9 protein-coding genes and 3 tRNA genes are annotated in these 11,729 nt (G+C 63.2%); 9 read left to right on the top strand and 3 right to left on the bottom strand.

Annotated elements, in window-relative coordinates; all coding sequences use genetic code 11:
* Window positions 1-56 precede the first annotated feature (56 nt).
* The 6 genes from uvrC (at window position 57) to QCE58_RS11015 (ending at window position 3,952) form a co-directional block, all read left to right on the top strand.
* Window positions 57-2,093: an excinuclease ABC subunit UvrC gene (uvrC, locus tag QCE58_RS11040; RefSeq protein WP_250521231.1), complete on the top strand. Its 2,037-nt coding sequence runs from the start codon at window positions 57-59 to the stop codon at window positions 2,091-2,093.
* 109 nt (window positions 2,094-2,202) lie between these two features.
* Complete coding sequence (gene pgsA / locus QCE58_RS11035; RefSeq protein ID WP_008342071.1) at window positions 2,203-2,799, top strand: CDP-diacylglycerol--glycerol-3-phosphate 3-phosphatidyltransferase; 597 nt, start codon at window positions 2,203-2,205, stop codon at window positions 2,797-2,799.
* Between the two features lie 154 nt (window positions 2,800-2,953).
* Window positions 2,954-3,029: transfer RNA gene (locus tag QCE58_RS11030), tRNA-Gly, on the top strand.
* An 87-nt stretch (window positions 3,030-3,116) separates the two neighbouring features.
* Window positions 3,117-3,192 (top strand) — tRNA-Gly (locus QCE58_RS11025).
* A 77-nt stretch (window positions 3,193-3,269) separates the two neighbouring features.
* A tRNA-Cys gene (locus tag QCE58_RS11020) sits at window positions 3,270-3,343 on the top strand.
* Window positions 3,344-3,457: 114 nt separating this feature from the next.
* A complete protein-coding gene (locus QCE58_RS11015) occupies window positions 3,458-3,952 on the top strand; it encodes a GNAT family N-acetyltransferase (protein ID WP_008342069.1) in 495 nt (164 codons plus the stop codon).
* Here the strand turns inward: QCE58_RS11015 and QCE58_RS11010 are convergent.
* Window positions 3,947-4,813: a cytochrome c oxidase assembly protein gene (locus QCE58_RS11010; RefSeq protein WP_250521230.1), complete on the bottom strand. Its 867-nt coding sequence runs from the start codon at window positions 4,811-4,813 to the stop codon at window positions 3,947-3,949. The two genes, QCE58_RS11015 and QCE58_RS11010, sit on opposite strands and share 6 nt — an antisense overlap.
* A gap of 2 nt (window positions 4,814-4,815) precedes the next feature.
* On the bottom strand, window positions 4,816-5,430 hold the full coding sequence (locus QCE58_RS11005) for an SCO family protein (RefSeq protein WP_175980488.1): 615 nt from the start codon (window positions 5,428-5,430) through the stop codon (window positions 4,816-4,818).
* 264 nt (window positions 5,431-5,694) lie between these two features.
* Here QCE58_RS11005 and otsB point away from each other — a divergent pair, with 264 nt between their 5' ends.
* Together otsB and otsA are read left to right on the top strand one after the other, a co-directional pair.
* Window positions 5,695-6,447, top strand: coding sequence for a trehalose-phosphatase (gene otsB / locus QCE58_RS11000; RefSeq protein ID WP_008342064.1), 753 nt, complete (start codon window positions 5,695-5,697; stop codon window positions 6,445-6,447).
* The gene (otsA, locus tag QCE58_RS10995; protein WP_250521229.1) at window positions 6,444-7,823 is read left to right on the top strand and encodes an alpha,alpha-trehalose-phosphate synthase (UDP-forming); all 1,380 of its coding nucleotides are present in this window, start codon (window positions 6,444-6,446) and stop codon (window positions 7,821-7,823) included. The genes otsB and otsA overlap by 4 nt, the downstream gene beginning before the upstream one ends.
* A 49-nt stretch (window positions 7,824-7,872) precedes the next feature.
* Here the strand turns inward: otsA and QCE58_RS10990 are convergent, their stop codons facing one another.
* Window positions 7,873-9,753 carry an ABC transporter ATP-binding protein gene (locus QCE58_RS10990; RefSeq protein WP_235366332.1) on the bottom strand — a complete coding sequence of 627 codons (1,881 nt, stop codon included), beginning with the start codon at window positions 9,751-9,753 and terminating at the stop codon, window positions 7,873-7,875.
* 833 nt (window positions 9,754-10,586) lie between these two features.
* On the opposite strand from QCE58_RS10990, the gene QCE58_RS10985 reads away from it, so the two are divergent.
* Complete coding sequence (locus QCE58_RS10985) at window positions 10,587-11,651, top strand: glycosyltransferase family 4 protein (RefSeq protein WP_008342061.1); 1,065 nt, start codon at window positions 10,587-10,589, stop codon at window positions 11,649-11,651.
* The last annotated feature ends 78 nt before the right edge of the window (window positions 11,652-11,729 follow it).

Genomic DNA, 11,729 nt, shown 5'->3' with positions numbered 1-11,729 from the left:
GATAACGCTCCAGGCACGGCTCACCGTCGTGCCGATGCCTTTCGTCCCCTTGCTGCATGACTGACACCGACGCCCTCCAACCGGATTTCGACCCGAAAACGACGCTCGCGCAATTGCCGCATCTGCCCGGCGTGTACCGCTACTACGACGGCGACGGCAACGTGCTCTACGTCGGCAAGGCGCGCAATCTGAAGAAACGCGTGTCGAGCTACTTCACGAAGACGCTGCATTCGCCGCGCATCGCGATGATGGTCACGCGCATCCGCAAGATCGAGACGACCGTCACGCGCTCGGAAGCCGAAGCGCTGCTGCTCGAAAACAATCTGATCAAGGCGCTCGCGCCGCGCTACAACATCCTTTTTCGCGACGACAAGTCGTATCCGTTTCTCAAGCTCACCGGCCACAAGTTTCCGCGCATGGCGTATTACCGCGGCGCGGTCGACAAGAAGAACCAGTATTTCGGCCCGTTTCCGAGCGCGTGGGCGGTGCGCGAGAGCATCCAGATCCTGCAGCGCGTCTTCCAGTTGCGCACCTGCGAGGACTCGGTGTTCAACAACCGCACGCGGCCGTGTTTGCTGCATCAGATCGGGCGCTGCACCGCGCCGTGCACCGGCTTGATCAACGAAGAGGATTACGCGCGCGACGTGTCGAATGCGTCGCGCTTTTTGCTCGGGCGTCAGGGCGAGGTGATGAAGGAGCTGGAGCAGAAGATGCACGCGTTCGCCGCGGATCTCAAGTTCGAACAGGCCGCGGCGGTGCGCAATCAGATGAGCTCGCTGTCGACCGTGCTGCATCAGCAGGCGATCGAAGTCGGTGGCGAGAGCGATGTCGATATCCTCGCGGTCGTCGCGCTCGGGGGCAAGGTGTGCGTGAATCTCGCGATGGTGCGCGGCGGCCGGCATCTGGGCGACAAGGCGTATTTCCCGGCGCACGTCGAAAGCGCGATGGCGCTCGGCGACGAAGACGAGCTTGCGGATGCCAACGAAACGGTAGATGCGCCCACCGAAACGGAAACCGAAACCGAGTCCGAAGAGCCACGCGAAAGCTCGCTGGAATCCGAAGTGCTGGAAGCCTTCATGGCGCAGCATTACATCGGCAATCGCGTGCCGCCGGTGCTCGTCGTGAGTCATGCGCCGTCGAGTCGCGAGCTCGTCGATCTGCTGATCGAGCAGGCGGGGCACAAGGTCACGCTGCTGCGTCAGCCGCAAGGGCAAAAGCGCGCGTGGCTCTCGATGGCCGAGAACAACGCCAAGCTCGCGCTCGCGCGCCTATTGTCGGAACAGGGTTCGCAGCAGGCGCGCACGCGCGCGCTCGCGGACACGCTGTCCATGGAGATGGACGATCTCGCGCAACTGCGCATCGAGTGCTTCGACATCAGCCATACGATGGGCGAGGCGACGCAGGCATCGTGCGTCGTGTATCACCATCACAAGATGCAGTCGGGCGAATACCGGCGTTACAACATCACCGGCATCACGCCGGGCGACGATTACGCCGCGATGCGGCAGGTGCTCACGCGCCGATACGAGAAGATGGTCGCGCAGGCCGCCGCGAACGCCAACGATGAAGCCGCGACCCTGCAACCCGACGATGCCGCCGATCCCAACGTCACGCCCGATGGCGCCGAACCGGTCGCGGCGGGCGGCACGCTGCCGAACATCGTGCTGATCGACGGCGGCAAGGGCCAGGTGGAAATCGCGCGGCAGGTGTTCTCCGAGCTCGGTCTGGATCACGGCATGCTGGTAGGCGTAGCGAAAGGAGAAGGGCGCAAGGTCGGCCTGGAGACGCTCCTGTTCGTCGACGGCCGCGCCGCGCTCGAACTCGGCAAGGAAAGCGCGGCGCTGATGCTCGTCGCGCAGATCCGCGACGAGGCGCACCGCTTCGCCATCACCGGGATGCGCGCGAAGCGGGCAAAGGCGCGCCAGACTTCACGGCTGGAGGAACTGGAAGGCGTCGGCGCGAAACGGCGTCAGCGGCTCCTGTCGCGTTTTGGCGGATTGCGCGGCGTGCAGGCGGCGAGCGTCGAGGACCTGGCGAGCGTCGAAGGCATTTCGCTCGCGCTCGCGCAGCAGATTTATCGTCAGTTGCATTGAGCCGCAAAGCCGGCCGCGCGGCGCGCCACAGCGGTGCGCCGCCTTGTGAGCGCCGGATCGACGCGGCACAATGGCGGCTTCCTTACATGTCCCTCAACCGCTTTCGCCCATGCCGTTCAATCTACCGATCTTCCTGACGTGGCTGCGAATCGTGCTGATTCCGCTCGTCGTGGGCGTGTTCTATCTGCCGGACATGATGATGAGCCCGGAGCATCGCAACCTGCTCGGCATGGTCATCTTCGTGCTCGCCGCACTCACCGATTGGTTCGACGGCTTTCTCGCGCGCAAGCTCAATCAGACGTCGTCGTTCGGCGCGTTCCTCGATCCCGTTGCCGACAAGCTGATGGTCACCGCCGCGCTGCTCGTGCTCGTGCAACTGTCGCGGCTCAATGCGGTGATCGCGCTCATCATCGTTGGACGCGAAATCACGATTTCCGCGCTGCGCGAATGGATGGCGCAGATCGGCGCATCGAAGAGCGTCGCGGTGAATCAGCTCGGCAAGTTCAAGACCGTGTGCCAGATGGTCGCGATCCCGATGCTGCTGTTCTACGGGCCGCTGAAGATCGCCGGCACGCAATGGATCATCGACACGCGCGTGTGGGGCCTGTGGCTCATCTACGTCGCCGCGTTCCTCACCGTCTGGTCGATGCTCTACTACATGAAGCTCGCGTGGCCGCAGATTCGCGAGCGCGGCGGCATGCTTTGAGGCGGAAAACGCGCTCATTGCAAAAATTGCGTCGAAGCGAAAAAATCCTCTCACAAAACAGTTGACAGCCTTCTTTGGCTTCTACATAATCTCGTTTCTCTGATGCACGACGCGACGCAGCAAGCGAAGCAAGAGTAAAAGAAAGCAGTAACACGCGGGAGTAGCTCAGTTGGTAGAGCGCAACCTTGCCAAGGTTGAGGTCGCGAGTTCGAGACTCGTCTCCCGCTCCAGATTTTGAAGGTTCTGAGGTCGTCGGCGCTGAATTGGCAAAGCGCAACGCGGCAGCAGTACCGGCAGTAGTTGTATCGCAGGATATTGCGGGAGTAGCTCAGTTGGTAGAGCGCAACCTTGCCAAGGTTGAGGTCGCGAGTTCGAGACTCGTCTCCCGCTCCAGTCAAAGGGGAAGCCAAGCTTCCCTTTTTGTTTGGTGGCTCAGCCGGTCAATTGCCGGTGGCACCAGAACCGCTTGTGGCGCGGTAGCAAAGCGGTTATGCAGCGGCCTGCAAAGCCGTTTAGACCGGTTCGACTCCGGTCCGCGCCTCCACTTGAAAAGCCCTGATCCGTCAGGGCTTTTTCTTTTTCGGAACGCCGGTAGCCACCGATTCTGCGTCCCGTGGCGGCACGGCATAATTGCAACGTTTCTGCCACACCTACTCCAATGACCGACTCACTCTCCCAACTCGAATGGCGCTGGAAGCGCTTCGACGATCTGTCGACGACCGAGGTCTACGACATGCTCGCGGCCCGTAGCGCCGTGTTCGTCGTCGAGCAGAATTGCGTGTATGGCGATATCGACGGCCTCGATGTCGACGCGTGGCATCTTCTCGCATATGGCGAAGGCGAGAAGCGCCCGGCGCTCGCGGGTTATCTGCGCGTGCTGTTGCCGGGTCATCCGGACGAGGGCGAGAAGGACGTGCGCATCGGCCGCGTGCTGACGACCGCGAAGTTTCGCGGCCTGAAGCTCGGCAACGCGATGCTCGAACGCGCGCTCGAGCAGATCCTGAAGCAATGGCCCGATCAGCCGGTCAGCCTTCACGCACAGGCGCACTTGCAGCGCTTCTACGGCGCGTTCGGCTTCGTGCCGTCGTCGGGTGTGCATGACGAAGACGGCATTCCGCACGTCTGGATGCGCCGTCCCGGTTTTCCTTCATGACGCGCTGACGTTGACGGGCGCCGCGATCGCGACGCTGCGTTCCTTGATGAGCCGCGAGCGCGCCGACAGCCGCAGCCAGTGACGCAGCGCAATCAGCGCGCCGATCACGCTCATCATCGATCCGGGAATCCACAGCAACAGGCCGCCGATCTGCTGATCGCGCATCGGCGTGATCCAGGTGAACGCGCGGCCGCAAATCGAATAGATCGGATACAGCTCGTGCGGCGTGAAGAAGATGTACGCGCCGAGAATGATCTGCGGCGGAATCGCGGCGATCACGACGAGAATCCGTCTGCCGGGCGCGAGGCGCGCGGGCGGCGCGGGCCGAGGGTCGAGAATGAGCCACCAGAACAACAGGCCGTCGATCACCATGCTCCAGTTCATTACGCGATAGAGCCGGTAATCGAGCATCGCCTTGAAGTGGATCGGCGACAGCAGCCAGAAATAGATCAGCCCGACGAACAGCGCGACGGCGATCACGGGATTGAACACGACATCGCAAAAGACGCGCGCAATGCGCGTTTGCGCGGCCGGACGCAACCAGCGCTGCCGCCATCCGAACGGAATGCCCGCACGCAGCGCCGCGCCCGGATACGACAGCGCGATCAGAAACGGACCGAGATGATGCAGCACGAGATGCTGCAATCGATGCATGAAGAATTCGTGCTCGAAGAAGTAATCGAGCCGCGTGTGCAGCGCCACGTAAAGCGCAACGAGGCCGAACCAGAACGCGATGCGCCGCGACACCGACACGCGCGCATGCCGCGCCCCGCGCGCGAACAGAATCCCCGCGACGAGCACCGCGATCACGACCGTCGGCGACGGCTCCCACGGATCGAACCAGTAAAGCAGCGTGCTCATCGTCAGGCGTCCTTTGCGTGGATCACGCGCTTCAGATCGGCCGCGATGGCGTCGATCGAATCGTGATCGGTCGCGAGCAGGCGCGCGTGACCGGCGGCATCGAAGATATAGACGGCCGAACTGTGCGTGACTTCATACGCGCCGTCCGGATCGCGCTTTTCCATCTGATACGCGACGCGATAACGCTGCGCGACTTTCTCGATCGCGCGATCCGTGCCGGTCAGGCCGACCGCGTGTTTGTCGTCGAAGGCGCGCACGTAGGAGCGCAAAAGCGCGGGCGTGTCGCGCGCCGGGTCGACCGAAACGAAGACGATGCGCGTCTCGTCCGCATCCGGCCCAACGCGTTGCAGCACTTGCATCAGGCGCGCCATCGTTTCCGGGCAGACATCGGGGCAATGCGTGTAGCCGAAGTAGACGAGCGTCGTCTTCCCGGCGAAGGATCGTCCGGTGACGCTCGCGCCGCCATCGTCGATGAGCGAGAAATCGAGATCCGGCAGATGGCCCGATACATCCGTCAGATGCCACGGCTCGGCGGGCTTCGAACAGGCGGCGAGGGCGCACAGCGAGAGAAGGGCGACGAGGCGCCGCGCGGGAAATTCGAGGAACGAAGCGTGCATCGGGAATGGCGTTGCAGGATGATTCGATTTGAACTTCGTCGCAAAATACACGCCTTTCACGCGTCTCCAGCGCATCATGTCGCTATCGGACTATTTTTGAGACGATTTGCCGCATGGTTCAAGCGCGCTGAAAGGCCGCACGTCGAAAGCTGAAAGTTCGGAGCTTTCTGAATTGAAAGCATTCGCGCGGTAAGATTCGCACGCATTGCGTCGTCCGAGACGGACCGCGCGCCACATCACAGGCAAACCACAGGCCAAAGATCGATGCAAATTCTTCCCGATTCCCTGTCTCTTGCCGAGACCGCCTTTTTCTTCGATTTCGACGGCACGCTCGTCGAACTCGCCTCGACGCCCGATGGCATCTTCGTGCCGCGCTCGGTGCCCGACATCCTCGCCGCGTTGAGACGCGCGACCAACGGCGCGGTCGCGGTCGTATCGGGGCGCGGCATCGACAATATCGATTCGTTCCTGCAGATGGACGATCTGCCCGTCGCGGGCATGCACGGCGCGGAACGGCGCGATTCGAACGGCGATGTGCAGCGCATCGGCTTCAACGACGAGCGGCTCCTTCGCATGGAGCACGCGCTCGAGAAAGTCGTCAGCGCGAATCCGGGCATGCTGCTCGAAATCAAGGGCGCGGCGCTCGCGCTGCATTACCGCAATGCGCCCGACCGCGAGCCGGCGGCGCGCGCGGCGACGCAAAAGCTCGTCGCGGAATATGCCGATGCCTACGTGCTGCAGCCGGGCAAGATGGTCTACGAGATCAAGCCGAAGGACGTCGACAAGGGCCGCGCGGTGCGCGCGTACATGGGCGAGCCGCCGTTCACGGGGCGCAAGCCGGTGTTTATCGGCGACGATCTCACCGATGAAAAAGGTTTCGCGGTCGTGAACGAGTTCGATGGCCTGTCGATCAAGGTCGGCCCCGGCGATACGGTTGCGCGCGCGCGCATCGAATCGGTCGAGTTGCTGCTCGACTGGCTGCAAGTAATCGCGGGCACGGCGGGGAAGCACGCGTGAGCCGGCTGATCATCGTTTCGAATCGCGTCGCGCCGATTTCCGAAGGCGGGCCCGCGGCGGGCGGGCTTGCGGTCGGCGTCTACGACGCGCTCAAGGAAACCGGCGGCATGTGGTTCGGCTGGAGCGGGGACGTGCTCACGTCCGCACCTGACGACATCAAGCTCGAAGAGCACGGACCGGTGACGTTCGCGACCATCGGACTCGTGCGGCGCGATTACGACCAGTACTATCGCGGCTTCTCGAATGCGACGCTCTGGCCCGCGTTTCATTATCGGCCGGACCTGATCGAGTTCGACCGGCACGAATACGACGGCTATTGCCGCGTGAATCGCTGGCTCGCGGCGCAGCTCGCGCCGCTGCTCAAGCCCGACGACGTGATCTGGGTGCACGACTATCACCTGATTCCGTTCGCGCAGGCGCTGCGCGCATTGGGCGTGAAGAATCGCATCGGCTTCTTTCTGCACATTCCGTTTCCGGCGTCGCAGATTCTGTTGAGCGTGCCGCGTCATCGCGAACTGGTCGAGGCGCTGTGCGCGTTCGATTTGCTCGGTTTTCAGACGGAGCCGGACCTGCGCGCGTTCTGCGATTACATCGAAACAGAAGCGGGCGGCGCGTTGCAGCGCGACGGCGCGAAGCCGGTCGCGATTCGCGCGTTCGGTCAGACGCTGCGTGCGGCGGCGTATCCGATCGGCGTCTATCCGGATGAAATCGCCGCGCTCGCGAAAGACGGCGAGCGCGGACGCGACGTGGAAATCGTCAAGTCGACGCTGCATCATCGCAAGCTCGTGATGAGCGTCGATCGTCTCGATTATTCGAAAGGGCTCGTCGAGCGTTTTCGCGCGTTCGAGCGGCTGATCGAACACGATCCGCAGCAGCGCAACAACGTGTCGTTCCTGCAGATCGCGCCGCCGACCCGCTCCGATGTCGATGCCTATCGCGACATCCGCTTGCAGCTCGAAGCGGAATCGGGCCGCATCAACGGCCGATACGCCGAACTCGACTGGACGCCGATTCGCTATATCCATCGTCAGTACGAGCGGCCGGTGCTCGCCGCGCTGTTCCGCGAGGCGCACGTGGGTCTCGTCACGCCGTTGCGCGACGGCATGAATCTCGTCGCGAAGGAATATGTGTCGGCGCAGAATCCGGACGATCCCGGCGTGCTCGTGCTGTCGCAATTCGCCGGCGCGGCGCGCGAGCTGACGGCCGCGCTCATCGTCAATCCGCTCGATATCGACGGCATGGCCGATGCACTCGCCATGGCGCTCAGCATGCCTTTGAACGAGCGAAAAGCGCGCTACGAAGAGATGATGGCGCAATTGCGCGACAACAATGTCTCGGTGTGGCGCGACAACTTTCTGCGCGACCTCAAGACGTGAAAAAGGCCGCGTTCCTTGCGGAAAACGCGGCCTTTTTGCTTGATGACGCTTACGCCGGCTGCTTGTGCGGCGTCGCGACGATCGACGGCACCTTGCCGTGCTGCTTCGCCAGCAACTCGCGATACAGCCCCGGCCGCTCGCGCAATTCTTGCGGCGGGCCGTCGTCGATGACCTTGCCCGCGCTCATCACGATGATGCGGTCGAAATTCTGCAGCGTCGACAGACGGTGCGCGATCGCGATCACGGTGCGGCCGACCATCAGCCGGTCGAGCGCCTGCTGAATCGCTTCTTCCGATGCGCTGTCGAGCGCCGACGTCGCTTCGTCGAGCAGCAGAATCGGCGCGTTCTTCAGAATCGCGCGCGCGATCGCGATGCGCTGACGTTGACCGCCCGACAGCTTCACGCCGCGGTCGCCGACGATCGTGTCGAATCCTTCCGGCATCGCCTCGATGAAGTCCGTGCAGCGCGCCTCGCGGGCGGCGGCGAGCACTTCCTCGCGGCTCGCATCCGGACGTCCGTACGCGATGTTCTCGAACACGGTGCGATGGAACAGCGAAATATCCTGCGGCACGAGCGCGATCGCGTGGCGCAGGCTGTCCTGCGTGATCGCGCTGATATCCTGGCCGTCGATCTTGATGCTGCCCTTTTGCGGCTCGTAGAAGCGTTGCAGCAGCGCGAGCACGGTCGATTTGCCCGCGCCCGACTTGCCGATCAGCCCGACGCGCTGTCCCGGCTCGATATGCAGATAAAAATTGTCGAGAATCGGACGGCGGCGCGGATAGGCGAACGTCACGCCCTCGAAATCGACGCGCCCGCCTTGCGGCACGAGTTCCGTCGCGTCCGAGCGGTCCGGCATGCCGTGCGGCTCCAGCAGCGTCTGCACGGCTTCGGCGAGACGCGCGACGTGTTGCGTCACATCGACGAGCGCCACGGCCAAGTCGCGCGTGCCGTGCAGGATCGTGAAACCGAGCGAGCTGACGAGCACGATATCGCCCGACGTCGCGCGGCCTTGCGACCACAGCCACAGCGCCCAGCCGAGCAGGCCTGCGGAAAGGATCGCCGTGACGACCGCGTGGAACAGGCGCAGCTTTTCGAGGTACAGCAGACTCTGCTGACGCGCGACCATTTCGGCCTTGACGGTCGAGCCGAAACGCTTCTGCTCGCGGAACGTCATGCCGAACGCGCGCACGAGCGCCATGTTGCCGATCACGTCGACGAGCTCGCCATCCACCGACGCCGCCTTCGACGCGAAACTGTGATGCCGCGCCGAGCCGCGCTTCGCGAGCCGGTACAGGATCAGCGCGAGGATCAGCGATGCGGTCATGAGACCGGCGGCCATCAGCGGATTGACGGAGACGATCATCACGATCGCGCCCAGCACCGCGATGCACGGCGGCAGGACGTTCCACGCCATCACGTTCTCGGAGGTGTAGATCGCGTTCGACGTCGCCGTGATCCGGCTCGCGAGCATGCCTGGCTGCTTCTCGGAGAAGTACGTCGGCGAGTGGCCGGACAGATACGAGAAGAGGTCCTTGCGCAAGTCGCCGGTAACGATCACGAAGACGTGCGCGCCGACCCAGCCGCCGACCCGCCACAGCAGGTTGTCGGCGGCGATCAGCCCGACCAGGATCATGAACGCGCCCCACAGCGGGCCGGGATGCCCGCGGCCTTGTCCGAGGACGTCGATCAGATGCTTGATCGCGTACTGCGAGGCGAGGGCGCAACCGACCGCGGCGAACACGCTGAAGAGCACGATGGCATGCGCGACGGGGTGACGGCGGATGTAGCGCATCAGGAACGCGAGCGGCCGATGCGCGTAGCTCGAAAGCTTCGCGTTGTGCGCGTTACGCTGGGAAACGGTGAGTTGGTCCAATGGTCTTTTTTGGTCGTAGAGCGGTTGAGCGTGTGTTGCGCCTTCGGGCAGTGCCATGCGCGGTGCGAGATGCGACTGCCGGCATGCGATGCGTCGCCCGATCCGGCGCGACTGACGTCAAGCGAGGCGACGCTGCGCCGTCTCCATCACTGAATTGTAGCCAGTATCGCGCTGCGGCATCGCGACTTCGGGCATGTGACGCTCGGCGCGTGTGGCCATCCGAACATCATCCACGGCAAAAATCGGGCGTCGCCTCAGCCTTTCGGCCGCCGAGCGCGGCTGACGGCATGGGCGCGCATTGTAAGCACATTGCACGACTTTTTGCGATGGAACGCTCGTCTGAAGGATCTGCGCCAATCGCGCCAGCGAACACAAAAGCACGTGTCGCGCCCGATAACGCAGCCGGTGCCGCAATCCGGCCTACGCGGCGGGTCAGACGGCGCGGAGTGCGTGCTGCCGCCCGGGCATCGTCAGAGCCCGTGCTCAAATGTAGAACAACCTTAATAAACAGTGGTTTGCAAAGTGTATCCCCCTTGTAACAAGGTAAATAAGTTGAAATGACTGCCGGCGCCGCTCTGGAAAAAACTCCATAATCCGATCCGGGTTTGCCCTTAGGCCATCGACAGGTTTTTGCAAGTTCGCGTCAACCGCCGCAGCAGATACGCGTTAATTGCTGGCGCGCGGCGATTTTGAGATATGGAACCGCAATTGCTAGATCGAATCGCCTGCGCGACGAACCGGTGATCAGCGACCCCGCTTTTTCACTCGAGCATCAGCCTTTGCGCCGCGGCCGCCGCGCCGCGGAAAGCTTCGCCCGAGCCGAGCGATTCGCTTTCCAACGTCAACATGACAGCAGTACTTGCCTGATTCTTTATTAGGAGTTTCACGACATGCGAATCGCTCAAATCGCGCCCCTCCACGAGGCTGTTCCGCCGAAGCTGTATGGCGGCACGGAACGCGTGGTGTCTTATCTGACCGAGGCACTCGTGGATGCTGGACACGACGTCACGCTCTTCGCGAGCGGCGATTCGCAGACGTCCGCGAAGCTCGAGGCGTTCTGGCCGCAGGCGCTGCGCCTCGACCCGACGATCCGCGACACGATGGCGCCGCATATGCTGCTGCTCGAAGAAGTCCGCCGCCGCGCCGACGAGTTCGACGTGCTGCATTTCCACATCGACTATTACCCGTTTTCGCTGTTCGCGCGCCAGCCGGTGCCGTTCCTGACGACGATGCACGGCCGTCTCGATCTGCCCGAACTGCAGCCGATCTTCAACACGTTCAACGACGTGCCGGTCATCTCGATTTCGGACAACCAGCGTCAGCCGCTGCCGCAGGCGCACTGGCTCTCGACGGTGTATCACGGTCTGCCGGAAAACCTGTTGAAGCCGATCCCGAACGTCAAGCCCGGCTATCTCGCGTTCCTCGGCCGCATCTCGCCGGAAAAGCGCGTCGACCGCGCGATCCGCATCGCGCAGGCGGCGGGCATGAAGATCAAGATCGCGGCGAAGCTCGACAAGGCCGACCGCGCCTACTACGAAGAAGAGATCAAGCCGCTCTTCGCGCTGCCGCACGTCGAGTACATCGGCGAAATCAGCGAAGCGGAGAAGACCGAGTTCCTCGGCAACGCCCACGCGCTGCTGTTCCCGATCGACTGGCCGGAGCCCTTCGGCCTTGTGATGATCGAAGCAATGGCCTGCGGTACGCCGGTGATCGCATTCAACCGCGGCTCGGTGCCGGAAGTGATCGAGAACGGCGTGTCGGGCTTCGTCGTCGAAGATGAACTTTCGGCGATCGCCGCCGTGAAGCGCCTGGATCAACTGCCCCGCGAAAAGGTTCGCGCCGCGTTCGAGCAGCGTTTCTCGTCGAAGGTCATGGCCGCGAACTACGTCAACGTGTATGAAGAACTGCTGCGCCAGAAGCGCCGCACGGTTCTGCGCGAAGTCAACGCGAGCTAAGCAAGTCTTGCCGCTTCGCCGCGGCATGAGTTGAAAAACGACGCCCCGCGTGCCTCAAGGCACGCGGGGCGTTGTCGT

The sequence above is a fragment of the Caballeronia sp. LZ028 genome, assembly GCF_031451415.1.
Taxonomy (GTDB): domain Bacteria; phylum Pseudomonadota; class Gammaproteobacteria; order Burkholderiales; family Burkholderiaceae; genus Caballeronia; species Caballeronia zhejiangensis.
This window is presented reverse-complemented; position numbering and strand designations above follow the sequence as displayed.

Bases quoted from the DNA above. Each gene is read 5' to 3' on its own strand.
- uvrC (WP_250521231.1), top strand. From the start codon at position 57: ATGACTGACACCGACGCCCTCCAACCGGATTTCGACCCGAAAACGACG.
- pgsA (WP_008342071.1), top strand. From the start codon at position 2,203: ATGCCGTTCAATCTACCGATCTTCCTGACGTGGCTGCGAATCGTGCTG.
- QCE58_RS11015 (WP_008342069.1), top strand. From the start codon at position 3,458: ATGACCGACTCACTCTCCCAACTCGAATGGCGCTGGAAGCGCTTCGAC.
- QCE58_RS11010 (WP_250521230.1), bottom strand. From the start codon at position 4,813: ATGAGCACGCTGCTTTACTGGTTCGATCCGTGGGAGCCGTCGCCGACG.
- QCE58_RS11005 (WP_175980488.1), bottom strand. From the start codon at position 5,430: ATGCACGCTTCGTTCCTCGAATTTCCCGCGCGGCGCCTCGTCGCCCTT.
- otsB (WP_008342064.1), top strand. From the start codon at position 5,695: ATGCAAATTCTTCCCGATTCCCTGTCTCTTGCCGAGACCGCCTTTTTC.
- QCE58_RS10990 (WP_235366332.1), bottom strand. From the start codon at position 9,753: ATGGCACTGCCCGAAGGCGCAACACACGCTCAACCGCTCTACGACCAA.
- QCE58_RS10985 (WP_008342061.1), top strand. From the start codon at position 10,587: ATGCGAATCGCTCAAATCGCGCCCCTCCACGAGGCTGTTCCGCCGAAG.